This is a genomic window from Leifsonia lichenia (assembly GCF_054780215.1).
This window is the reverse complement of sequence record NZ_BAAGWT010000001.1, coordinates 557,345-580,861: the sequence shown is the minus strand read 5'-3', so window position 1 is coordinate 580,861 and position 23,517 is coordinate 557,345. Positions and strand designations below refer to the sequence as shown.

The following is a 23,517-nucleotide window of genomic DNA, read 5'->3' as shown; positions in this document are numbered from 1 at the left end:
CTCATCCGCGCAGCGCGTCCGACACCTTCACCCTGGCGCCCGTGCGCAGCAGCGAGTTCGAGTACACCCGCGCACCGAGCACGATCACCACGGCAGTGGATGCGACGAGCACTGCGAGCGACAGGATCGGCTCCCACCACTGCGCTGTTCCGAGGAAGATGCGCACGGGCATCCCGACCGGCGCGGAGAACGGCACGTAGCTCATGATCGCCATGACCGTGGGGTTGTCGTTGAAGAAGATGACCAGGAAGTACGGCACCATGATCAGGATCATCACCGGGGAGGTCACGGAGCCGATGTCCTCCGAGCGGGAGACGAGCGAGGCCGCGGCGGCGTAGATCGCCGCGAGCAGCACGAAGCCGATCACGAAGAACACCACGAACCAGGCGACGGCCGGGCCGACCGTGCCGAGCAGGACCTTCTGGCCGGTGACCATCATCCCGAGCACGGCGGCGATCGCGATGGCCGCGATCTGGCCGAGCGCGAGCAGGCTGTTGCCCACCACCTTCCCGGCGAGCAGCACGCGCGCGCTCACCGTCGACAGCAGGATCTCGACGATGCGGGTCTGCTTCTCCTCGACGACGCTCTGCGCGATCATCGTGCCGAACGTCAGCGCCGACATCATGAACACGATCCCGAACCCGAGAGCGACGATGTAGATGAGTCCTGTCGGCTGCGACGCCGGGTCGAGCAGCTCGACGTCGGGCTGGATGCTCAGCGCGGCGAGCACGCCCTGCGGCGGGCTGTCCAGGCCGACGACCGTCACGGGCGGGGTGCCGGACGAGGGAACGGCGATCGCCGCGACGTCGCCGGAGCGAAGCAGCTTCTCGCCCTCCGCCCTGGTCGCGACGTCCACCGATTCGAGGCCGTCCGCCGAGCCGACGACCTGAGCAGCCGAGCCGACCACCGCGACCTTGGTGCTCTCGGTGCTCCCGCCGAAGATCCCGCCGAGCAGGACGGCGGCGAGCACGCCGAGCACGAGGATCGCCGCCGAGATCGTGAACGACTTGCTGCGCAGCCGGGTGACCATTTCTCGCTGGGCGACGAGCCAGACACCGGATGCGAAGCTCGGCGTGGGCGGAGTGGTGCGCGTGGGGACGGTGTCGCGTGACGGTGTTGCGCTCATTTGCCGATGGCCTCTCGGAAGATCTGTGCAAGGGACGGGTTCTGCGGTCCGAAACTGACGACGCCGCCGTCGGCGGTCGCGCGGCGAAGCACGGCCTGCGCCGTGGCCTCGTCCGCTTCGAACAGCGCGTAGCCGCCGTCGAAGTCGAGGACGGAGACGCCGCCGACGCCGCGGAGCCAGCCGACGTCGCCTGCGACGAGCAGTTCGAAGCGTCCTCCGCCGTGCTCCCGCCGCAGCGCGTCCGTGCCGCCGGCGACCCTGACCTCTCCGTCGGCGATGATCACCAGCTCGTCGCAGAGCCGCTCGACGATGTCGAGCTGGTGCGAGCTGAACAGGACGGGGGCGCCGGATGCTGCGTGGTCGCGCAGCACGCCGACCACCACATCCACGGCCAGAGGGTCGAGGCCGGAGAACGGCTCGTCGAGCACCAGGACCTCGGGGTCGTGCACCAGCGCCGCGGCGATCTGCGCCCGCTGCTGGTTGCCGAGGCTGAGACTCTCGACGAGGTCGTTGCTGCGCTCGCCGAGGCCGAGCCGGTCGAGGAGGGCGTCCGCGTTCCTGCGGGCGGCGGTGGGGGTGAGCCCGTGCAGCCGCGCCAGATAGATGAGCTGCTCGGCGACCTTCATCTTGGGGTACAGCCCGCGCTCCTCCGGCATGTAGCCGAAGCGGCGGCGGTCGTCGGCGGTGAGCGGGTCGCCGTCGAGCAGCACCGTGCCGCCGTCCGCGGCGAGCACACCGAGGATGATGCGCATGGTCGTGGTCTTCCCCGCGCCGTTGCCGCCGACGAAGCCTGTCATCCGCGACCGCGGGACCGTGAAGTTCACGTCGCGCAGCACGGTGCGTTCTCCGTAGCGTTTCTCGACGTTCTGGATCTCGAGCATGGTCGCGCTCCCCTTTCGTGGTGGTCTCAACGCTACGGAGGGCGACGCGTGCCGCGCATCCACCGGCCGTCGTCCGCCGAGCGGGGGAGGCTCAGCGCCCGGCGAGCCCGTTCTCGTAGGCGAAGATGACCGCCTGGATGCGGTCGCGCAGCCCGAGCTTCAGCAAGACCTTCGAGACGTGCGTCTTGACCGTCGCCTCCCCGAGGCAGAGCCTGCCCGCGATCTCCGCGTTGGAGAGGCCGGCGGCGAGCAGGCCGAGCACTTCGCGCTCCCGGTCGGTGAGGTCGTCGACCGGGCCGTCCGCCGCGGCCCTCGGATCGGCCCCGCGGTGCGCATCCGGTGCCGTGCTGAACCGGCTGATCACCTGCCTGGTCACGTCCGGTGAGAGGAGTGCGTCGCCCCTGGCGAGCACCCGCACGGCGTTCACCAGTTCCTCCGGCGATGAGTTCTTGAGCAGGAACCCACTCGCGCCGGCCTGCAGGGCGGTGAACAGGTAGTCGTCGCGGTTGAACGTGGTGAGGACGAGCACGCTCGTGGCCGGGTCGTCTCTGGCGACGATCTGCCTGGTCGCCTCCAGCCCGTCGACGCCCGGCATCTGCACGTCCATGCAGACCACATCCGGCCGCAGTTCCTCGCAGAGCCGAACGGCGGACTGGCCGTTCCCTGCCTCGCCGACCACCTCGATCGTCGGGTCCGTCTCCAGGATGATCCGGAAGCCGGCGCGCACCAGCTCCTGGTCGTCGGCCAGCAGCACCCGGATGCTCATCGCGCCTCCGCGGGAAGCGGGAAGCGGGCGCGCACCAGGTAGCCGCCGCGGCTGCGCGGCCCGATGTCGATGCTTCCGCCGACGGAGGCGACGCGTTCGCGCATCCCGAGGTGGCCGAGGCCTGAGCTCGGAGCGACGGGGCCGGGACGGCCGAGCCCGGTGTCCGACGCCTCGACCTCCAGGCCGTCATCCTCGTACCTGAGCCGAAGCTCTGCTGTCGCGCCGGCGCCACCGTGCTTCCTGGTGTTGGTGAGCGCCTCCTGCGCCACGCGGTACACGCAGAGCCCGATGGTCGCAGGGATCGTCCTCGGGGTCCCGATCACCTGGAGGCGGGTGGGGAGTCCGGCGTCCGCCGCGTCTCCGACGAGTTCGTCCAGGTGTTCGACGCCGCGCGTGCTCGTGGTCCTGTCCGTCGGCGCGTGCTCGTCGTCGCGCAGGGCGCCGAGGAGCAGGCGCAGCTCGTCTACCGCCGTCCGGGCGCTCGACTCCACGTTCAGCAGGGACGCGCGTGCCGCATCCGGATCGCGGTCGAGCACCAGGCGTGCCGCCCCGGCCTGCACCCCCATGACGGACACGTGGTGCGCCACCACATCGTGCAGCTCGCGGGCGATCCGCACCCGTTCGAGCGCGATCGCCTGCTGCTGGGTGCGTTCGCGCTCCTCCGCCAGCTCGCGGGTCAGCGTCTCCAGCTCGAACCGTCCGCGCGCCGACCGGTATGCGGCCTCGCCGAAGTAGTACGCGCCGCCGAAGTAGAGCAGGTTGATGATGATCTGGATGAGCCCGAATGCCACATACGGCGACAGCGTCCCCTCCCGCGAGAGCTCGGGGACGAGCGAGGTCATCCCGGCCGTGACGATCAGGTTCCAGAACAGCCAGACGAACATCGCGGCGATGATCGCCAGCCGCAGCACCGTCGCCAGGGTGCGCCTGCGCCCCCAGGCGCCGAGCGTGTAGACGGCGATGAACAGCGCGATGTTCGAGAACAGATACTCCCCGATCCGGAACTCCCCACCCCACCAGAACGCGAGAGCGGAGCCGAGCGCGACGGCCTCCGGCCAGCGTCTCCGCACGGCGAGCATCCCCCCGCTGACGACGGCCCACAGGATGCTGACCCAGACCTCGGCGCTCCCGTACAGCCCCGTGCGCTGATAGAGGAACACGGAGCCTATCATGGCGACCGTCATCACCCCGGCGAGCACGACGTCCCGGCGGAGGCCGCGCGCATCGGGGGCTGGCCGGTGCCACTCGGTCGCAGGGGCGCTGGTCATGCGTCAACGCTACTGGTGGATGCGCCGGCGCGGATCCGTCGCGCGGGGGAGGCGGGCAGCGGTGGGCCGCCGGTGCTGGGTCAGCGATGTTGGGCGAGCGGCGCGTCCGTCCGGATCCCCAGCCGCAGCCCGTCGTCCGGCGCGGACGGCAGGGGCGCGAACCCCAGCCGCCGGTAGAACGCCTGCGCGCCGGTGTTCCGCTCGCCGACGCCGAGCTGCACGCCGGGGACGCCCGCATCCCGGAGCTGCTGCAGCAGCGCGCCGATGAGTCTCCTGCCCCAGCCGCTGCCCTGGGCCTCCGGCAGCAGGTCGATGTGCAGGTGCGCCGGATACAGGGCGTGGTCGGGGCCGATCAGATGCGCTGTCGAGTGGCCGAGCCGCACGAGCGCCTGTGTGGGGGTGACGGCGGGTTCCACCAGTGGATGCGCGGCCGCGAACCGCGGAAGCCACTCCTGTTCGTAGCGCTCGGCGAACTCCGCACTGTCCGGAGTGGCGACGAGGTAGCCGACCGCGCGGCCGCCGAGGTCGACGACGTGGGCGTACGCGGGTTCCAGCCGGAGGTACGGCAGCAGGAAGATGTCCGCCAGGAGGGTGTCGTCCTCATATTTGCCTGTGGCGTCGCCGCCGGAGTCGCCGGTCAGGAGGCAGACTCTGGACAGTGACACCGCGTCATCCGGTGTGAACGGCCGGATCACGCACGCTCACCCTTCGGCAGGGCATCCGTCGGCAGCGGTGCGATGACGTTCCCCAGGCTGACACCGGGGCGATGCGCGTCGAGCACCGCTCGCAGCACCCGGACGAGCGTCGCCACGGTCAGGCGGCGCCGAGGGCGGCGCGGAGGCTCGGGGCGGTCTCCATGGAGGCGCGGGCGTCGTCGGCGCTGAGGCCGCGCAGCAGCATCAGGATCGCGATCTTGACCGAGCCGTCGCTCTGGGCGAGGGTCTCTGCGGCTTCCGCCGGGCTGCAGTCGGTGACCAGCATCACAGTGCGCTCTGCGCGCGCGCGGAGCTTCTCGTTGGTGGCGCGCAGGTCGACCATGATGTTTCCGTACGTCTTGCCGAGGCGGACCATCGCGATGGTCGAGATCATGTTGAGCACGAGCTTCTGCGCCGTGCCTGCCTTGAGCCTGGTCGAACCGGCGATCAGTTCGGGACCGACGACCACTTCGATGGCGTGGTCGGCGATGCCGCCGATCGTCGAGTTGCTGTTGCACGCGATCGCGACCGTGAGGGCGCCGACGCCGCACGCGTGCTCCAGCGCACCCACCACGTACGGGGTGCGACCGGAGGCGGAGATGCCGACGACGATGTCGAGCGGCGTGAGCGCGATCTCGGTCAGAGCGTCCGCGCCGCCCTGCGGGTCGTCCTCCGCGTTCTCCACGGCGGTCCTGATCGCGCCGTCGCCTCCTGCGATGATGCCGACGACGAGGGACGGGTCGACGTTGAACGTCGGCGGGCACTCGCTCGCGTCGACGATGCCGAGGCGGCCGGGCGTGCCGGCGCCGATGTAGATGAGACGGCCGCCTTCGCGCATCCGGTCGGCGATGTCGTCGATGGATGCGGCGATCGTGGGCAGCACGGCGGCGACGGCGGGCGGCACGCTCTCGTCGTGGTTGTTCATGAGCGCGACGAGGTCGGACGTGCTGAGGGTGTCGAGGTCGCGCTCGTCGTCCACGACCGCTTCGGTCGTGAGCGTGGAGAGTTCGGCACGGAGGAGATCGCGCGGGCGCCTCGCTCTGTTGAGGATGTCAGACACGGATGGCATACCTTTCGTGGGGAAGGTCGCGGCGGACGGCGAGGATCGCCGCTCCGTCCAGCGACGATCCGGCTGGACGGCGCGGGGACAGTTCGCGGCTGGCCAGCTCGTCGAGCAGCAGCCGGAGGAATTCTGGGTCGTCGGTGAGGCCGCCGATGACGCTGACCGGCGAGCCTGGAGCGGCGACAGAGGACGCGGTGGTCACCAGGTGGCCGACAGCGGCGTCGACGATCGCCTGCGCCACCTCGTCGCCTGCTGCCGCGCGTCTCAGCACGGTGGGGGCGAACGATGCGAGCGACCTGGCGACGTCGTGACCGCCCATGATCGTGCGGGGGAGGCCGGTGAGGTCGCCCGCGATGTCGCGTGCATCCTCTTCGAGTGCGGTGCGCTGTCCCCGGCGGTCGGAGGAGCGGAGGGCGGCGATGAGTCCTGCCTGGCCGATCCAGCGTCCGCTGCCCTCGTCGCCGAGCCACGGACCCCAGCCGTCCGATCGCTCTGCTGCTCCGTGCGCTGCAACGTGGAAGGCCACGGCTCCCGTCCCGGCGATGAGCACGGTTCCGGCCGCCCCGGCGAAAGCGCCGATGTGGGCGGTGAGCACGTCGGAGGCGATGGTGACACCGAACCCCCAGAGTTCGCGGGCGCGCAGGGCGGCGGTTCTGGCCGCGTCCCGATCGGAGTCCGCCCCTGCTGCGCCGACGGCCAGCTCGGCGACCCCGGACAGCCTGTCCTGGCCGAGAGAGGAGACCAGCGGTGCGATCGCGTCGATGGCGAGCGCGGCCCCTCCCGCTGCCGCGAGTCCGGGGAATCCTGCACCGCGCAGCTCGGTGGATGCGCGGCCGTCGTCGATCCGCACCCGGCAGTTGGTCTTGCCGAGGTCGACCGCGATGTGGCTCGGTACGGCTTCTGTGCTCACGTGGTCCTTATCCGTCGGTGATAGAGACAATTTACATGGATCATCAATCCAAAGTAAATGATTGACAAATGCTTCGGCGCGTCGATAGCGTGACTCGCCAAGCACCAAAACGAGCGGAGGGAGCCGACATGGCGAACGGTGTCATTAGTGTCTTCCCTGTGAGCATCCAGACCAACATCCAGGCGCACGTCGAATCGTTCCCGCCGACTATGCGTCGCGTCGCAGACGCGATCCTCGAGCGGCCGCAGATCGTCGTGGAGAACACGATCACCGAACTCGCCAGGGCGTGCAACACCTCCGAGGCGTCGATCGTGCGCTTCTGCCAGTCGCTCGGCCTCACCGGGTACCCGCAGCTCAAGCTGCAACTCGCCGCCGAGCTCGGCAAGGAGTCCGCCGAGTTCGGCGGCAACGGCACCGGCACGTACGGTGCGGACATCAGCCCGACGGACACGCTCGCCGAGATGGTGTCGAAGATCGCCAGCAGCGAGATCCTCGGGATCAGGGAGACGGCGGACAGCATCGACTTCGCCGTGCTCGAACGCGTCGTCCGCAAGGTCGAGCGCGCCAAGCGGGTCGTGGTCTTCGGTGTCGGCGCGAGCAACGCCGGCGCCCAGGACCTCGCGCAGAAGCTGCTGCGGATCGGGCATATCGCCCTCGCATTCACCGACGCGCACGACGCCCTCGTCTCCGCGGCGCTGATCGGCAGCGGGGATGTGGCCATCGGGTTCTCGCACAACGGCAAGACCAAGGAGACCAACGCCTTCCTGCGCGGAGCGCACAACGGAGGGGCGTACACGGTCGCCATCACGAACGTGCCCGATTCGCCCCTGTCCGAGCACGCGGACGACGTCCTCCGCACGGCCGTGCGCGAGACGACGTTCCGCTCCGGCGCCATGGCGAGCAGGATCGCACAGCTCACGCTCGTCGACTACATCTTCGTCGGCGTCGCCCGCGGTCGGTACGACCGCACGGTGCAGGCGCTGAAGAGCACATACGAAATCGTCAGGGAACTCCGAGAAGAACACTGAGCGCCGACTCCGCCGGGTGCGCATGAGTGCGCCGGTGCGATGCCGCGCGCCCACGGAAGGATAGGCATGGCATCGCAGCGCGCCCGCACGGGCATCGACATCGTCGCGGAGGAGCCCCGGCTTCTCGGCGGGAGCAGAATCGGTCTGCTCACCAACTTCACCGGGACGACCCGCGATCTCGGCCGCACCGTCGACGCCCTTATGGATGCAGGCGCTCCGATCACGACGCTGTTCGGCCCTGAGCACGGTCTCAACGGCTCCGTGCAGGCCGGTGAGACGGAGAGCAGCACGCACGACGCACGGACCGACCTGCCGATCGTCGAGACGTATCTGAAGAGCGGCGACGAACTCGACCGGGTGATCGAGGAGTCCGGCGTCGACACCGTGGTGTTCGACATGCAGGACCTCGGGGTCCGGTACTACACGTATGTCTGGTCGCTCTACGACTGCCTGCAGAGCGCTGCTCGCACGGGGGTGCGATTCGTGGTGCTCGACCGCCCGAATCCACTGGGCGGTGCTGTGGTCTCCGGGCCGGGCCTCGACGTCGCCGGGTTCGGCAGCTTCGTCGGGCGCAGTGACGTGCACCAGCGCCACGGTCTCACCGCCGGCGAGCTGGCTCGCTTGTTCAACGCGCGCGACCTGCCGGCGGGCGGGATCTCCGCCGACCTCGACGTCATCCGGATGACCGGCTGGGATGCGGCGGCGGACTTCGACGCCACCGGTCTGCCCTGGGTGCCGCCGTCGCCCAACATGCCGACCCTGGACACCGCGTACGCGTTCACGGGCACCGGGATCTTCGAGGGCACCAACGTCAGCGAGGGCAGGGGGACGACGCGTCCCTTCGAGATGCTCGGGGCGCCGTACGTCGACGGCAGGCTCGCCGCGCGGCTCAGGGATGCCGGTGTCCCCGGCGTGCTGTTCAGGGAGATCTGGTTCACGCCGACCTTCCACAAGTACGCGGGGGAGACCCTGCGGGGCGTGCAGCTCCACATCGTCGATCGCTCGGCGTTCGATCCTGTGTCGGCCGGGCTGACCGTGCTCGACGCCTTCGCTGAGCTCTATCCCGACCAGTTCCGCTTCCTCGAGCCAGGCCAGCGGGTGGAGTCCGGCGAGCACGGCTACGCCATCGATCGGCTCTGGGGGTCGACCTCTCTGCGCGACGCGGTGCGAGCGGGGGAGCCGACCGTTGCCCTGAATCCCGGCGTCGTGCCGGTCCAGGACGTCTACGGGGACGACGTTCTGCTGTATCCGCGCGTTTCCGCCGTGTAACGGGCGCGTAAATGATTACCGCATTGCTAGCGGTGGTTGAAAATACTTGACATAGTCCTATCAATGAAGGTAATTTCGGTCCAAGGCCAGGATGCGCCAGCACACCGAAGTGAAAAGGCACGAGGAGATTCGATGCAGCAGTCCACGTCCACCGCGACGATCCGACCCTTCCAGAGTGGCGACGGCCCCCAGATCGCCCAGGCCTGGACGGCCGCGGCATCGGCAGACGGAATCACATACGCCCGGTTCCGCGACATGTTCCTCCTCGACCGCAACTTCGACGCTGCCGGCCTCCTGGTCGCGGAGGCGGACGGCGAGATCGTCGGAGCCGCGTACGGCGTCCGCCGCCTCATCGCCGCCGACGGCGCCGACCTCGAACCGGACTCCGGCTGGATCCCCTTCTTCTTCGTCACGCCAGGCCACCGCACGCAGGGTCTCGGCACCGCCCTCGTCCGCAGCGTCATGGACTGGCTCGCGGGCACTGGAGCGAAGACTGTCTACTTCTCCTCGTACACACCCAACTACTTCCTCCCCGGCCTCGACGCAGCCCGCTATCCGGAGGCCGCCCGCCTGCTCGCCTCGCTCGGCTTCACCACGCAGTACGAGTCGGTGGCCATGGATCGAACGCTCAACGACTACGAGCTGCCGGAGCGCATCCGCGAGAAGGTCGCAACGATGCGGGCGGACGGCTGGATGTTCGGGTCCCCGACCGGAGACGACCTCGTCGACCTGATCGACATCGCCGGCTCCCGCTTCAACCCCGACTGGTCCCGCGGCATCCGCGAGGGAGTGCTCGGCGGTCAGTCGCTCGAGCGGATCGTCACGGTTCGCAACCCGGAGGGCGTGATGCTCGGCTGGGCGATGCACGGCACCTACGAGAACGTGCTTGAGCGTTTCGGCCCGTTCGGCGTGCTGCCGGAGAGCCGCGGCACCGGCCTCGGCGAGATCCTGTTGCACCTCACACTCGAACGGATGCGCGCCCTCGGCGCCCACAGCGCCTGGTTCCTCTGGACAGAGGAGACCTCCGCAGCCGGATACCTGTACACGAAGACCGGCTTCACCATCACTCGCTCATTCGCGATCCTGCACGCGCCGCTCGCTGCCTGAACAGCAGCGTCACCACCACCGAGAGGAAAACCATGAGAACAGCACTGTTCGGCCGTCGAGGCCGAATCGCCAAGGCGGCGCTCGTCGTCGGGGCGGCAGCGCTCGCGCTGTCCGCCTGCAGCGGTACCGGTTCGTCCGGCAGCGACGACGGCAAGGTCACGCTCACCTTTCTGAGCCACTACGGCCAAGACCCGATGAAGAGCGGCATGACCAAGATGATCGACGAGTGGAACTCATCCCACCCGAACATCCAGGTCAAGCAGCAGACCGTCAACTTCGACGATCTCCTCACCACGCTCAACGTGCGTCAGACAGGCGGCAAGGGCGCCGACATCATGAGCTCGTACTCGCTCTGGGGCGGCCAGCTCGCCGCGAACGGCGTGCTCGACAAGCCGTCAGCCGAGGTCGCGAAAGACATCACAGACAACTACAGCACCGCGGCTGCTGCGTCGGTCACCGGCGGCACCGGCCAGGTCTTCGGCTACCCGACCGAGTTCAACACCTACGTCCTGTACTACAACAAGAAGATCCTCGCCGACGCAGGCTACGACAAGCCGCCCGCCACCTGGGACGAGCTCAAGGAGATCGCGAACAAAACGACCAAGAAGGACAGCTCCGGCAACTACCAGGTCGTCGGCATCTCCCTCATCCAGGACGGCGACAACCAGACGGCTCACCCGTTCCTGTCTCTGCTGGACTCGGCGGGAGGGAAGTTCTTGAACGACAAGGGCGACTCCGCGCTGAACAGCAAGGCCAAGGAGACGATGCAGCTTGAGGCCGACCTCGCCAAGTCCGGCGCGACGACGACGTCGATCATGCCGACCAAGACCTTCCCGAGCAACGGAGTCGCGATGGCGATCCAGGCCGGTTGGTGGATCGGCAGCCTCAAAGCCCAGATGAAGGATGAGTACTCCAACGTCGGCACCGCACCTGTTCCCGGCCCGAAGGCGGGTGAGAAGGGCTCGCTCGCGTACTCCTTCTTCACCGGCGTGAACTCCGGCAGCAAGCACAAGAAGGAAGCCTGGGAGTTCCTGACCTGGCTGAACTCGAACAAGAACAAGGAGGGCGTCACGGAGATGGGCGACTTCCTGGCCACCAACGGCCTCATCCCGCCGCGCAAGGCCGACGCCGACATCCTCGGCCCGAAGCTGCAGGCAGAGGATGCGAACCTGACGCCGATCTACGACGCGGCGAGCTACGCGATGGCGGAGTCCAACGCCGCCAACGCGTATAAGGCGAAGACCTCGCTGCACAACGCGCTCAACGAGATTCTTGTGAACAACGCTCCCGTCGATCAGACCTTCAAGAACCTGAACGCCGAGATCGACCGCAAGTAGCAATCCGGCCGGGCAGGGCGGCCCCCGCCGCCCTGCCCGGCCTCTACCCCCGAACAGCCCACCGGGCGAACCCAGCCCCGACAGGCGGAGACGACATATGACTGGAATGTACGCGAGCGCGACGCGCGAAGCGACGAGCCAACTCGGCCAGACGGAGCTGTCAGCGCCGTCCAAGACACGATCCAGGCGGTTCAGGAGGGAGGGCCGCGCAGGCTACCTGTTCCTGGCGCCGTCCCTCCTCTTCTTCCTGATCTTCCTGATCCTGCCGTCGTTCTTCGCGATCTTCCTCTCGCTCTCGCAGTGGGGAGGGTACGACCTCACCCAGATCAAGTTCATCGGGGTGGAGAACTACTCGGACATCCTCAACTTCAACAGCACGTTCCTGTCGCCGATCCTGGTGAACACGCTCGTCTTCGCTGCGATGTCCGTCGTGCTCGCCGTCGCTGGGTCCCTTCTCGTCGCCCAGTGCATCGAGCGGCTCAAGTTCCAGGGATTCTGGCGGTTCCTCTACTTCCTGCCTGTCGTCGCCACCGTGGTCGCCATCGGCAACGTCTGGAAGATGATGTACCAGCCGTCCGGCCTCATCAACGGCCTGCTCAATGCGCTGCACATCAACTCGATCGGCTTCCTCTCCGACCCGAAGATCGCGCTTCCGTCCGTCGCCGTGGTGCAGGCGTGGGCATCCATCGGCGCCGCGGTGCTCATCCTGACCGCCGGCATCAAGTCGATCGACCGCACCGTCTACGAGGCGGCGGAGATCGACGGCGCCAACAGTTGGCAGACATTCTGGGGCATCACGCTCCCTCTGCTCCGGCCGTCCCTGGTCTTCGTCTTCATCACCCAGGTGATCGCCGGACTGCAGTCGTTCGCCCTCATCATCGTGATGACGAAGGACGGCGGGCCCGTCAACTCCACGAACGTCGCGGCATTCGAGATGTACCAGCAGGCCTTCAAGTTCGGTGCGTGGGGAACAGCGAGCGCGATGGCCATGGTGCTGTTCGTGATCATTTTCATCATCACGCTGATCCAGCTCTGGGTCAGCCGACGTTCGGGAGACGACGACTGATGGCCGCGCGTAACAAACGAGTCCGCACCCCCTGGTTCTCCTACGCCCTCGTCGCGATCGGCGGCGTGGTGATGGCGCTGCCGTTCCTCGACATGCTGTTCAGCTCCTTCAAGGGTCCTGGCGAGTATGGCGTGCTGCCGTACCACTTCCTGCCGGAGGACTTCACCTGGAGCAATTACAGCGCCGCGTTCGACCAGCTGCAGCTCGGGCGCCTGTTCATGAACAGCGTGATCGTCACCGTCGTGGTGACCGTCTCCGTCCTGATCACCTCGGCGATGGCCGGATACGCCCTCGCCAAGCTGCGCTTCCGCGGCAGGGATGTGATCTTCCGGTTCATCCTGGCCACGATGATGCTCCCGCCGTTCCTGCTGCTGATCCCCGACTTCCTGATCATGGTGAACTGGCCGCTCGTCGGCGGCAACAACATCCTGGGCCAGGGCGGAGACGGCGGTATGACGACCAACATCGTCTCGCTGATGCTCCCGTTCCTGGTGAGCGGGTTCGGGATCTTCCTGATGCGGCAGTTCATGGTGAGCGTGCCGAACGAGATGCTGGAGGCGGCGCGCATCGACGGTGCAGGCGAGTGGCGCCTGTTCTACAACATCGTGCTTCCGCAGGCGAAGCCGGTCGCCATCACCCTCGGCCTGATCACCTTCGTCGGCCAGTGGAACGACTACATCTGGACGTCGCTGATCGCGTCGACCAACTCCGACCTGATGACGCTGCCCGTCGGCATCCAGCTCTTGCAGAGCTTCATCGACCCCAACCGCACCATGCCCATCGTCATGGCCGGAATCGTCATCAGCACCATCCCCGTGCTGATCATCTTCCTGTTCTTCCAGAAGTACTACGTGCGCGGCGTGATGCTCAGCGGCATGAAATAGCGGGATGCGCACCTCGACTCGCAGGACCAACCAGAAACGGAGCACTACGTGAGCAGGACAGTCCTCGCCATCGGCGGGCACATCGGAGACATGGACCTCACGGCGGGGCCGACCCTCGCCAAGATGGTGCTTGACGGCGACCGCGCGATCATCGTCGCGTGCACGTACGGCGAGCGCGGCCACCCCACCCTCAGCCCGGACGAGTACCGCGTTCAGAAGGTGCGCGAGGGCGAGCAGTTCGCCGCCGACATCGGCGCGGAGTTCCGGGTGCTCGACTACTCGGACGGGTTCCTGCCCGACGACGACGAGGCCGCCGAGCAGTTGGCGGACATCATCCGGGCGGAGAAGCCGGAGATCATCATCACACACTGGACCACGAGCATCCACAGGGACCACGAGCGTGCGGCGATCCTCGCCGAGCGCGCGAGGTTCCTCGCCTCGCTCCCGCTGGACAGCCCGCTGGGCCGTCACGGTGTGAAGCAGGTCCTGCACGCCGACAACTGGGAGGACGCGGAAGGCTTCCAGCCCGACCTGTACGTCCCGATCCCGCAGGAGGCGTTCGACATCTGGCGTGCCGCCATCCAGAACCAGGCGTTCGCGCGCGGCGAGACGTACGGCTTCCGTTACATCGACTACTACACGGCGATGATGTCGGCGAAGGGCTGCCTCGTCGGCACAGAGCGCGCCTGCGGCTTCACTGTCGGCGGCAGCTCGAAGTTCGAGCTCGCCGGGCCGTGAGCGTCGCAGCCCCTGCCGAGGGCACGACCGGCGCGACCGGCGCGACCGGCGCGACCGGCGCGACCAGGAGGCACGCGATCGCGCACGACGCGTCGCACTATCTTCTGATCCCGTCGTCGGTGGAGTCGCCGGAGACGGTGGGGGAGGTGGTCGACCTGATGCGCAGGGTGCGCGCATCGGGCGCATCACTCACCTTCCGTTCCGGCGGAACCAGCCTCGGCGGACAGGGTTCGACCGCGGGGGTGCTGGCTGACACTCGCCGGCACTTCCGCGCCATCCGGGTGCTCGACGACGGGATGCGCGTGCGCGTCGGACCAGGAGCCACCGTCAGGCAGGTCAACGCCTCCCTCGCCAGGCACGGCCGCAAACTCGGCCCAGATCCGGCGAGCGAGGTGGCGTGCACCATCGGCGGCGTCCTCGCCAACAACTCAAGCGGCATGGTGTGCGGCATCACTCAGAACTCCTATCGCACGGTGGAGTCGATGGTCGTGGTGCTGCCGAGCGGAACGGTGGTCGACACGGCCCTGCCGGACGCCGACGCCGCCCTGGCCGGTGCCGAACCCGAGCTGCACGCCGGTCTCACGGGGCTGCGCGAGCGGGTGCTCGGCGATCCCGCCTCCGTCGCCACCATCGAGCGGCTGTTCAGCCGGAAGAACACCATGGGCTACGGCGTGAACGCGCTGCTCGACTTCGAGCGTCCCGTCGACATCCTCGCGCACCTGCTGATCGGCAGCGAGGGCACGCTCGGCTTCATCTCGTCCGCCACGTTCCGCACCGTTCCGGTACTCACCTCGGTCGCCACGGGGCTCGCCGTCTTCCGCACGCTCGCGGACGCGGCGGCCGCCACGAGCGTCCTGGCCGCCGCCGGGTTCGCCACCGTCGAGCTGATGGATGCGACCTCGCTGCGGGTGGCGCAGCAGCTTCCCGACTGCCCGGACGACATCGCGGCGCTCGCGGTCGATCGGCACGCGGCCCTGCTGATCGAGCTCCAGGCAGAGGACGAGGCGACGCTCGACGCGGAGCGGCGCCGCACGGCAGCGACCCTGGAGGCGCTGCCCGTGGTGGATGCGGTGGTCCTCTCCCCTGAGCCGGCCAGGCGCTCATCCCTGTGGCATCTCCGCAAGGGCCTGTACACCGCGGTCGCGGGAGCGCGACCGTCCGGGACGACCGCCCTGCTCGAAGACGTGGCCGTGCCCGTCGAGAACCTCGGCGCGTTCTGCGACGGCCTGATCGCACTGTTCGACCGGTTCGGCTACGAGAACTCGGTGATCTTCGGTCACGCCAAGGACGGCAACGTCCACTTCATGCTCACCGAGCGCTTCGACCAGCCGGAGCTGCTCGCTCGCTATCGCGCCTTCACCGAGGCGATGGTCGACCTGGTGCTGGAGTTCGGCGGCTCACTCAAGGCCGAACACGGAACGGGCCGCGTGATGGCGCCCTTCGTCTCCCGCCAGTACGGCGACGAGCTGTACGCGGTGATGTGGGCGATCAAGCGCCTCTTCGACCCGATGGGGATGCTCAACCCCGGTGTCCTGCTCTCCGACGACCCCGATTCCTACCTCCGCGACCTCAAGATCACGCCGACCGTCGAGTCGGAGGTCGATCGCTGCGTGGAGTGCGGGTACTGCGAACCCGCTTGCCCGTCGCGCGACCTCACGCTCACCCCGCGCCAGCGGATCGTGCTGCGGCGCGAGATGGCGGACGCGGAGCGCAGAGGCGACACGGACCTGCTGAAACTGCTGCAGGCCGACTACGAGTACCAGGGCGTCGAGACCTGCGCCGTCGACGGGATGTGCCAGTCGGCCTGCCCCGTCGGCATCAACACCGGCGACCTGGTGCGGCGGCTACGCGCGGAGACGGCGGCGCGTCCGGCCGCTATGGTCTGGGGAGGAGCATCCCGTCAGTGGGGCGCTGTCACCACCGCGGCGGGCGCAGCGCTCACCATCGCGAAGGCGCTTCCCTCTCCCGCGGTGAAAGCCGCGACGGCGGTCGGCCGCTCGCTGCTGGGCGCCGACCAGATTCCCCTCTACTCCGCTGAGCTTCCGGGCGGAGGGCGCGCTCGCCGCGCCCTCGCCGCCGCCGACCCCGTCGCCGTGTTCTTCCCCGCCTGCGTCGGCACGATGTTCGGCACGCCCGGTGGTGCGCTGTCGGCGTCGGAGGCATTCATCGCGCTGTGCGAGCGTGCGGGTGTCGAGGTGTCCGTACCGGACGGCATCGGGTCGCTCTGCTGCGGAACCCCGTGGAAGTCGAAGGGGTACACGGCGGGGTACGACCGGATGTCCGACCGCGTGCGCGAGGTGCTGACCGAAGCGACGGACGGCGGGCGCCTGCCCGTGGTGTGCGACGCGAGCAGTTGCACGGAGGGCCTTGCACTGATGGCGGCATCGGCCGGTTTCCGCGTGGTCGACAGCATCGCCTTCGCCGGCGAGCACCTGCTGCCCGCTCTGACGGTCACCGAACCGATCGGCTCGATGGTCCTGCACCCCACCTGCTCGTCGACGCAGCTCGGCGTCGACACCGTGCTGGCGACGATCGCCTCGCGCATCGCCGCCGAGGTCGTGACACCGGTGGACTGGGGATGCTGCGGCTTCGCGGGCGACAGGGGGTTGCTGCATCCCGAGCTGACGGCCAGCGCCACCGCGGCAGAGGCCGCAGAGGTGGCGTCCGGCAGCTTCGACGCGTACGCCTCCACCAACCGCACCTGCGAGCTCGGCATGACCAGGGCGGTCGGGAAGGACTACGAGCACATCCTGGTCCATCTGGAGCGAGCGACCAGACAGCAGGACTGAACAGTTTCCGCCCCGTGCGTATGGCGCGATCGCACGGGGCGGAACACTCTCCCCTCCCATCCCTCATCCCTGCCTCGGCGGAGAACGGAGCATCGACATGCAGGATCCCGAAACGCAGCATCCGGACAGCGAGACGACCGTGCGCTACGGCGGCTCGCCAACAGTGTGATCTGGCCGGGATTCCGCGGGAGGACGCTTCCCGCCTGGGCGGAGGACGCCCTGCGCGACGGCCTCGCCGGGCTGGTGTACTTCGAGCAGAACATCGGAGGACCGGAAGAGACAAGGGCGCTGTCCGCCCGCATCCACGAGCTCAACCCCGCCGGACTGATCGGGGTGGATGAGGAGGGCGGCATCGTCACGCGCCTCGAATCCCGCGACGGCTCGTCGACGCCGGGCAACGCCGTCCTCGGCCGGGTCGACGACGTCGCGCTGACCGAGCGGGTGTCCGCCTGGACGGGCGACCTGGTCGCCGCGGCGGGCATCGATGTGGATCTCGCCCCGACCGTCGATGTCAACGTCGACCCGCGCAACCCGGTCATCGGCGTCCGGTCGTTCGGCGCCGACCCCGACCTCGTCTCCCGGCACACCGTCGCCGCGGTGCGCGGACTCCAGTCGGCCGGCGTCGCCGCCTGCGTCAAGCACTATCCCGGGCACGGAGACACCTCCACCGACTCGCACCTGGCGCTCGCGGTGAGCAACGCATCGGATGCGCAGTTCCACGACGTGCATCTCCGCCCGTTCGCTGCGGCGGTGGCCGCTGGCACCAAGGCCGTGATGACCGCGCACCTGCGCGTGCCTCAGCTCGGCGACGAACCGGCGACGCTCAACCCGCGTGCGCTCGCTCTGCTCCGTTCTCTCGGATTCGACGGTGTGATCGTCTCGGACGCCCTCGACATGGCGGCGATCCGCCACACGGTCGGGATGGGCAGGGGAGCGGTGCTCGCGCTGCTGGCGGGCGTCGACCTGCTCTGCGTCGGCAATCCGGCATCGAACCCCGCGCATCCGGATGGGCCGACGGACGAGATGGAGTACCGCGAAGTCCGGGATGCCCTGGTCGCCGCCCTGCGCTCCGGGGAGCTGCCGGCCGCTCGGGTCGAGGACGCCGCGCACCGGATCGCCGAGCTGGCCGCCTGGGCGCGAGCGCAGCGGGCTCGGCGGCATTCGGACTCGGTGCCCGCGGCGCGCGGGGTGCCATCAGAGCCCGCCTCGCTTGAGCTCGACGCGATCGTGTCTGCTGCGCTCGACGTCGCTGGCGCACCCCGGCTCGGTCCTGGACAGCTCACCGTGGTGGATGCGCGCACCAAGCGCAATATCGCCGTCGGCGCGCAACCCGACCACTTCACCAGAGCGCTCAGCGCGTACCGCGAGGTCGAGCGGGTCTGGCTGACCGACTCAGGCTCCGCCGCGGACGCCGCCCGCCGCGCCGCCGACGTCCTCGGCGCGGCGATGGCGCCCGTCCTCATCGTGAACCAGGTGCAGAGCAACGCGCTCGAAGCCGCCGTGCTGGACGCGGTACTGGCACGGCGCCCCGACGCGGTGGTGATCGTGGCGGGCTGGCCGCCGCCCGGCGATGCGGCGGCAGACCTGAACGCGGTCTACGCCTACGGGTCCGCGCGCGTCAACGCGGCCGCGGTGGCGCGGGTGCTCTGCGGCTGAGGGCGCGCACGACCACGTCGCCGGGAGTGAGCTTCTCGATGCGGTCGAACGTGTGGCGTGCGGACCGCACGACGAGGAAAAGCACGTCGCCGTATCGGTCGAGCTTCGGGCGTTGGTGAGCGCGCAGCAGATCCTCGACGAGGAGGGGATGCAGACGCCATGCCTCCGTCAGCGGCAACCGCCGCCCGCGGGACTGCTGCCGCATCACCGCGGCTGGTGCCGCTCCAGAAAGTCGTACACCTCGCTCGCATCCACCCCGGGGAACGTCCCCGTCGGCAGCGCCGCCAGCAGGGACGTCGGCGTACGCGCCGCCGGCCAGGACTGACCCTCCCACTTCTCCGACAGAGCGGAGGGAGGTCGGCGGCAGCAGGTCTCGTCGGGGCAGCGTGACACCGCCCGGTGGCCGGTGTCGCGGCCGCGGAACCATTTGACGTGCTCGAACGGCACGCCGACGCTCACGGAGTAGTCGCCCTCTTTCGCCTTCTCGATGCGGGAGGTGCACCAGTACGTGCCGCGTGGCGTGTCGGTGTACTGGTAGTACGGGCTGAACCGGTCTGGCACGTCGAAGACGGTGCGCGCCGTCCAGCTTCGGCAGACCGGGGTGCCCTCGATCGCGCCGAGCGCGTCGGACGGGAAGGACACCGCGTCGTTCTCGTATGCCTTGATGATTGTGCCGGACTCGTGCACCTTCATGAAGTGCACCGGGATGCCGAGGCGAGCGGTGGCGAGGTTGGTGAAGCGGTGGCAGGCCGTCTCGTAGGAGACCGCGAACGCATCCCGGAGGTCTTCCATCGAGATGCGCCGGAAGTTCTTGGCCTCGGCGAGGAAGGAGACGGCATCCCGCTCCGGCAGCAGGAGCGCCGCCGTGAGGTAGTTGGTCTCGATGCGCTGCCGCAGAAATTCGGCGTAGTTTCCCGGCTCGTCGTGCTCCAGGAGCTGGGAGGCGAAGGCCTGCAGGATGGGGGAGCGGGAGTCGCGCGAGGCCGACTGCTCGGTCGGCAGGTAGATGCGGCCGTTGCGTTTGTCGGTGACCGAGCGGGTGGAGTGCGGCAGGTCGCCGACGTAGTGCAGGGAGAAGCCGAGGTGGTCGGCCATCTCGGTCACGGTCTGGTGCGAGACCGGGCCGCCCGAGTGACCGACGACGGAGAGCAGGTCGGCGGCGATGGCCTCCAGGTCGGCAAAATAGTTGTCTCTCGCCCGCATGGATGCGCGCAGCTCCGCGTTCGCGCGGCGCGCCTCCTCCGGGGTGGCCGCCCGCTCGCGGTGCAGCCGCTCGACCTCCTGGTGCAGCGCGAGGACCGCCTGCAGCGTGGTGTCCGGGACGGTCTTGCCCACGCGAATCGGCTGGATTCCGAGGGCGGCGAACACGGACCCGCGCTGGGCGCGCTCGACCGCGATCTCCAGAGCGGAGCGCTCGTCGGGCGGCTCAGGGTCGAGGAGGTCGTCGACGCTCACACCGAGCGCCGAGGCGATGGCGCGCAGCAGAGCCAGCCTGGGCTCCCTGTTGCCGTTCTCGATCGTCGACACCTGCGACGGGGCGCGGTCGATGGCCGCGGCGAGCGCTTCCAGCGTCATCCCCTGCCGGATGCGGAACGCCCGCACCCGCCGACCGAGCGTGAGCGCGTCTGCTCCGGCCTGGTCGGTGTCCGCATCGTCGGCGATGGTCATGCAGGCCATGGTGACACCCCGCCGAAGTTCTGGCAAACAGAAGAACCGCGGAACTTCTGCCCATCGATCCGGCTCAGGGGATGCGCGCCGGGCACACACTCGACTCAACGCACCACCGACCAGCGCACCACCGACCAGCGCACCACCGACCAACGACCAATGGAGGTCCCGATGAGCATCCACGACAGCACCGGCGCAGCGCGACCGGGCGACACCACCCAGACCGCAGACGAGCTCCGGCTGGAGTGGGATGGGGACCCGCGCTGGTCCGGCATCCGCCGCGACTACACGGCCGAGGACGTCGTCGCCCTCCGCGGTCCCGTCCGTGAGGAGCAGACGCTCGCCCGCCGAGGGGCCGAACGGCTCTGGGAACTCATCCAGCGCGACGGCAGCGGGCCGGATGCGCAGTGGGTCGCAGCGCTCGGCGCGCTGACGGGCAACCAGGCGGTGCAGCAGGTGCGTGCCGGCCTGGAGGCCATCTACCTGTCCGGCTGGCAGGTCGCCGCCGATGCCAACCTGTCCGGCCAGACATACCCGGACCAGAGCCTCTACCCGGCCAACTCCGTTCCCGCTGTCGTGCGCCGCATCAACAACGCGCTTCTCCGCGCCGGCCAGATCGAGGGCACGGAGGGCGCCGTCACCGACTGGATGGCGCCGATCGTCGCCGACGCGGAGGCCGGTTTCGGCGGCCCGCTCAACGCGTACGAGCTGATGCACGGGATGATCCAGGCGGGCGCGGCAGGCGTGCACTGGGAGGACCAGCTCGCCAGCGAGAAGAAGTGCGGGCACATGGGAGGCAAGGTGCTCGTCCCGACCGGGCAGCACATCCGGACGCTGAACGCCGCCCGTCTCGCGGCCGATGTCGCCGGGGTGCCGACCATCGTGATCGCCCGCACCGACTCGCTCGCCGCCACGCTGCTGACCAGCGACCACGACGAGCGCGACCGGCCGTTCCTCACCGGTTCGCGCACCGCAGAGGGCTTCTACGAGGTGACCAACGGCATCGAGCCGGTGATCGCCCGCGGCCTGGCGTACGCGCCGTACGCCGACCTGCTCTGGGTGGAGTCGGCCGAACCCGACCTGGACCTCGCCCGTCGGTTCGCCGAGGCCGTGCACGCGGAGTTCCCCGGCAAGAAGCTGGCGTACAACTGCTCGCCGTCGTTCAACTGGCGGAAGCACCTCGACGACGACACGATCGCCCGGTTTCAGCGCGAGCTCGCCTCGTACGGCTACGCGTTCCAGTTCATCACCCTCGCGGGCTTCCACGCCCTCAACCACTCGATGTTCACGCTCGCCAAGGACTACGCGTCCCGCAACATGAGCGCGTACGTCGACCTGCAGGAGGCCGAATTCGCCTCCGAGGCAGCCGGGTACACCGCCACCCGCCACCAGCGGGAGGTCGGCACCGGATACTTCGACCGCATCGCGACAGCGCTCAACCCCGACAGCGCCACGCTCGCCCTCGTCGGTTCCACCGAACAGCACCAGTTCTAAGGACAGAATCATGATCGACATCACCGGTCCTGCCGTTGCAGGCACCGACCACATCCTCACCCAGGAGGCCATCGCCTTCATCGACCACCTGCACCAGGCGTTCGCCGGACGGCGCCAGGAGCTCCTCGCCGAACGGCAGCAGCGCCGGGCACTGGTCGGCAACGGCCGGGACCCGAAGTTCCTGAGCACCACGGCCTCCGTGCGCGAAGACCCGAACTGGCGCGTCGCGGGAGCCGGCCCCGGCCTCACCGACCGCCGCGTCGAGATCACCGGTCCGACCGACCCGAAGATGGCGATCAACGCCCTCAACTCGGGGGCGCGGGTGTGGCTGGCCGACCTGGAGGACGCCACGAGCCCGACCTGGGAGAACATCGTCGGCGGTCAGCGCACCCTGCAACGCGCTGTGCGCGGCGAGCTCTCCTTCACCAGCGCCGACGGCAAGGACTACCGGGTCACGACGCCGCAGGAGTTCACGCCCACCGTCGTGATGCGGCCTCGTGGCTGGCACCTGGTGGAGAAGCACCTCAGCTTCACCGACCGGTCGGGACGCACCGCGCCTGCCAGCGCATCCCTCGTCGACTTCGGACTGTACTTCTGGCACAACGCCGCCGAACTGGTCGCTTCGGGCCGCGGGCCGTACTTCTACCTGCCCAAGCTGGAGTCGCACCTCGAGGCGCGGCTGTGGAACGACATCTTCGTGTTCGCGCAGCAGCGCATCGGGATGCCCGTCGGCACAGTCAGAGCCACGGTCCTGATCGAGACCATCCCCGCCGCGTTCGAGATGGAGGAGATCCTGTACGAGCTGCGCGACCACTGCGCCGGGCTCAACGCCGGACGGTGGGACTACATCTTCTCGATCATCAAGACGTTCGAGGGTCGGGGGAAGAGGTTCGCGTTCGGCGACCGCAGCGGCATCACGATGACCGTGCCGTTCATGCGGGCGTACACCGAGCTGCTCGTCGCCACCTGCCACAAGCGGGGCGCGCACGCCATCGGAGGGATGAGCGCCTTCATCCCGAACCGCCGCGACCCGGAGGCGACGCAGCTCGCGCTCGCGAAGGTCGCCGAGGACAAGCGCAGGGAGGCGGGCGACGGGTTCGACGGCACCTGGGTCGCGCATCCGGACCTGATCCCGACCGCGCTCGCCGAGTTCGACGCGGTGCTCGGCGACCGCCCGAACCAGGTCGGCCGCCTCCGCCACGACGTCGTGGTGACGGAGCGCGACCTGCTCGACATCACCTCGGCGGCCGGCGAGGTCACGGACGCCGGTGTGCGCTCCAACGTCTCCGTCGCCCTCCGCTACATCGAGGCGTGGCTGCGCGGAACAGGAGCGGTCGCCATCGACGGGCTGATGGAGGACGCGGCGACCGCCGAGATCTCCCGCTCGCTGCTGCGCCAGTGGATCGACAACCGCGTGGTCACGGCGGAGGGCACGGAGGTCACGCGCGAGCGGATCGCCGCCCTCATCGCGACGGAGACGGAGCTGCGGTCGCGTGACGGCGACCGTTTCGCGGACGCCGCGGACATCCTCCGCGAGGTGTGCCTGGCGGAGGAGTTCCCGACCTTCCTGACCATCCCCGCGTACGCGCAGCACCTGGTGGATGCGCGTGACAGGGCGGAGACGCTGGAGCTGGCCGGGTGAGCCAACACGGCCCGGAGAACGCCAAAGCGTAATTCCAAGCTAACAGGCGCACCACCCGTGGGGTGGTGCGGACATCGTTCCCCGTCGCTCCGGCGACGAGGGCGTTCCTCGTCGTGGCCGCGCTGGGGGC

The 23,517-nt window shown here is 69.0% G+C and carries 19 protein-coding genes; 11 read left to right on the top strand and 8 right to left on the bottom strand.

All coding sequences use genetic code 11. The features are described 5' to 3' along the window. Window position 1 precedes the first annotated feature (1 nt). The 7 genes from ACYVGI_RS02730 to ACYVGI_RS02700 all read right to left on the bottom strand — a co-directional run bounded on the left by ACYVGI_RS02730 (window position 2) and on the right by ACYVGI_RS02700 (window position 6,709). Window positions 2-1,126 (bottom strand): ABC transporter permease, encoded by a 1,125-nt coding sequence (locus ACYVGI_RS02730; RefSeq protein WP_460631117.1) that lies wholly within the window; start codon window positions 1,124-1,126, stop codon window positions 2-4. Beyond that, window positions 1,123-2,007: an ABC transporter ATP-binding protein gene (locus ACYVGI_RS02725; RefSeq protein WP_460631116.1), complete on the bottom strand. Its 885-nt coding sequence runs from the start codon at window positions 2,005-2,007 to the stop codon at window positions 1,123-1,125. Before ACYVGI_RS02725 ends, ACYVGI_RS02730 begins: the two co-directional genes overlap by 4 nt. Before the next feature lie 91 nt (window positions 2,008-2,098). Further along, window positions 2,099-2,773, bottom strand: coding sequence for a response regulator (locus tag ACYVGI_RS02720; RefSeq protein WP_460631115.1), 675 nt, complete (start codon window positions 2,771-2,773; stop codon window positions 2,099-2,101). After that, window positions 2,770-4,041, bottom strand: a complete 1,272-nt coding sequence (locus ACYVGI_RS02715; protein WP_460631114.1) for a sensor histidine kinase — start codon at window positions 4,039-4,041, stop codon at window positions 2,770-2,772. The genes ACYVGI_RS02720 and ACYVGI_RS02715 overlap by 4 nt, the downstream gene beginning before the upstream one ends. Before the next feature lie 80 nt (window positions 4,042-4,121). Continuing rightward, window positions 4,122-4,706: a GNAT family N-acetyltransferase gene (locus tag ACYVGI_RS02710; protein ID WP_460631113.1), complete on the bottom strand. Its 585-nt coding sequence runs from the start codon at window positions 4,704-4,706 to the stop codon at window positions 4,122-4,124. A gap of 148 nt (window positions 4,707-4,854) precedes the next feature. Next, complete coding sequence (gene murQ, locus ACYVGI_RS02705; protein WP_460631112.1) at window positions 4,855-5,796, bottom strand: N-acetylmuramic acid 6-phosphate etherase; 942 nt, start codon at window positions 5,794-5,796, stop codon at window positions 4,855-4,857. Then, window positions 5,789-6,709 (bottom strand): N-acetylglucosamine kinase, encoded by a 921-nt coding sequence (locus ACYVGI_RS02700; protein ID WP_460631111.1) that lies wholly within the window; start codon window positions 6,707-6,709, stop codon window positions 5,789-5,791. The genes murQ and ACYVGI_RS02700 overlap by 8 nt, the downstream gene beginning before the upstream one ends. Before the next feature lie 158 nt (window positions 6,710-6,867). Between ACYVGI_RS02700 and ACYVGI_RS02695 the strand changes: the two genes are divergently transcribed. From ACYVGI_RS02695 to ACYVGI_RS02655, 9 genes are all read left to right on the top strand, one after another. Next, window positions 6,868-7,737 (top strand): MurR/RpiR family transcriptional regulator, encoded by an 870-nt coding sequence (locus tag ACYVGI_RS02695; protein WP_460631110.1) that lies wholly within the window; start codon window positions 6,868-6,870, stop codon window positions 7,735-7,737. 66 nt (window positions 7,738-7,803) lie between these two features. After that, on the top strand, window positions 7,804-9,006 hold the full coding sequence (locus tag ACYVGI_RS02690; RefSeq protein WP_460631109.1) for an exo-beta-N-acetylmuramidase NamZ family protein: 1,203 nt from the start codon (window positions 7,804-7,806) through the stop codon (window positions 9,004-9,006). A gap of 132 nt (window positions 9,007-9,138) precedes the next feature. Continuing rightward, complete coding sequence (locus ACYVGI_RS02685) at window positions 9,139-10,113, top strand: GNAT family N-acetyltransferase (RefSeq protein WP_460631108.1); 975 nt, start codon at window positions 9,139-9,141, stop codon at window positions 10,111-10,113. Window positions 10,114-10,145: 32 nt separating this feature from the next. Continuing rightward, window positions 10,146-11,450, top strand: a complete 1,305-nt coding sequence (locus tag ACYVGI_RS02680) for an extracellular solute-binding protein (protein ID WP_460631107.1) — start codon at window positions 10,146-10,148, stop codon at window positions 11,448-11,450. 97 nt (window positions 11,451-11,547) lie between these two features. After that, window positions 11,548-12,516 carry a carbohydrate ABC transporter permease gene (locus ACYVGI_RS02675; protein ID WP_082581583.1) on the top strand — a complete coding sequence of 323 codons (969 nt, stop codon included), beginning with the start codon at window positions 11,548-11,550 and terminating at the stop codon, window positions 12,514-12,516. Continuing rightward, window positions 12,516-13,400: a carbohydrate ABC transporter permease gene (locus tag ACYVGI_RS02670; protein ID WP_055898708.1), complete on the top strand. Its 885-nt coding sequence runs from the start codon at window positions 12,516-12,518 to the stop codon at window positions 13,398-13,400. Before ACYVGI_RS02675 ends, ACYVGI_RS02670 begins: the two co-directional genes overlap by 1 nt. 48 nt (window positions 13,401-13,448) lie before the next feature. Continuing rightward, entirely contained in the window at window positions 13,449-14,138 is a 690-nt protein-coding gene (locus ACYVGI_RS02665; protein WP_460631106.1) for a PIG-L deacetylase family protein, read from the top strand. Beyond that, window positions 14,135-16,927, top strand: coding sequence for an FAD-binding and (Fe-S)-binding domain-containing protein (locus ACYVGI_RS02660; protein ID WP_460631105.1), 2,793 nt, complete (start codon window positions 14,135-14,137; stop codon window positions 16,925-16,927). Before ACYVGI_RS02665 ends, ACYVGI_RS02660 begins: the two co-directional genes overlap by 4 nt. Before the next feature lie 165 nt (window positions 16,928-17,092). Further along, the gene (locus ACYVGI_RS02655) at window positions 17,093-18,583 is read left to right on the top strand and encodes a glycoside hydrolase family 3 protein (protein WP_460631104.1); all 1,491 of its coding nucleotides are present in this window, start codon (window positions 17,093-17,095) and stop codon (window positions 18,581-18,583) included. A 204-nt stretch (window positions 18,584-18,787) separates the two neighbouring features. On the opposite strand, the gene ACYVGI_RS02650 is transcribed toward ACYVGI_RS02655, so the two are convergent. Continuing rightward, the gene (locus ACYVGI_RS02650) at window positions 18,788-20,260 is read right to left on the bottom strand and encodes a helix-turn-helix domain-containing protein (protein ID WP_460631103.1); all 1,473 of its coding nucleotides are present in this window, start codon (window positions 20,258-20,260) and stop codon (window positions 18,788-18,790) included. A 162-nt stretch (window positions 20,261-20,422) separates the two neighbouring features. Between ACYVGI_RS02650 and aceA the strand changes: the two genes are divergently transcribed. Together aceA and aceB are read left to right on the top strand one after the other, a co-directional pair. Beyond that, window positions 20,423-21,745 (top strand): isocitrate lyase, encoded by a 1,323-nt coding sequence (gene aceA / locus ACYVGI_RS02645; protein WP_460631102.1) that lies wholly within the window; start codon window positions 20,423-20,425, stop codon window positions 21,743-21,745. Between the two features lie 10 nt (window positions 21,746-21,755). Then, complete coding sequence (aceB, locus tag ACYVGI_RS02640) at window positions 21,756-23,387, top strand: malate synthase A (RefSeq protein WP_460631101.1); 1,632 nt, start codon at window positions 21,756-21,758, stop codon at window positions 23,385-23,387. The last annotated feature ends 130 nt before the right edge of the window (window positions 23,388-23,517 follow it).

Bases quoted from the DNA above. Each gene is read 5' to 3' on its own strand.
- ACYVGI_RS02730 (WP_460631117.1), bottom strand. From the start codon at position 1,126: ATGAGCGCAACACCGTCACGCGACACCGTCCCCACGCGCACCACTCCG.
- ACYVGI_RS02725 (WP_460631116.1), bottom strand. From the start codon at position 2,007: ATGCTCGAGATCCAGAACGTCGAGAAACGCTACGGAGAACGCACCGTG.
- ACYVGI_RS02720 (WP_460631115.1), bottom strand. From the start codon at position 2,773: ATGAGCATCCGGGTGCTGCTGGCCGACGACCAGGAGCTGGTGCGCGCC.
- ACYVGI_RS02715 (WP_460631114.1), bottom strand. From the start codon at position 4,041: ATGACCAGCGCCCCTGCGACCGAGTGGCACCGGCCAGCCCCCGATGCG.
- ACYVGI_RS02690 (WP_460631109.1), top strand. From the start codon at position 7,804: ATGGCATCGCAGCGCGCCCGCACGGGCATCGACATCGTCGCGGAGGAG.
- ACYVGI_RS02685 (WP_460631108.1), top strand. From the start codon at position 9,139: ATGCAGCAGTCCACGTCCACCGCGACGATCCGACCCTTCCAGAGTGGC.
- ACYVGI_RS02680 (WP_460631107.1), top strand. From the start codon at position 10,146: ATGAGAACAGCACTGTTCGGCCGTCGAGGCCGAATCGCCAAGGCGGCG.
- ACYVGI_RS02675 (WP_082581583.1), top strand. From the start codon at position 11,548: ATGACTGGAATGTACGCGAGCGCGACGCGCGAAGCGACGAGCCAACTC.
- ACYVGI_RS02670 (WP_055898708.1), top strand. From the start codon at position 12,516: ATGGCCGCGCGTAACAAACGAGTCCGCACCCCCTGGTTCTCCTACGCC.
- ACYVGI_RS02650 (WP_460631103.1), bottom strand. From the start codon at position 20,260: ATGGCCTGCATGACCATCGCCGACGATGCGGACACCGACCAGGCCGGA.
- aceA (WP_460631102.1), top strand. From the start codon at position 20,423: ATGAGCATCCACGACAGCACCGGCGCAGCGCGACCGGGCGACACCACC.
- aceB (WP_460631101.1), top strand. From the start codon at position 21,756: ATGATCGACATCACCGGTCCTGCCGTTGCAGGCACCGACCACATCCTC.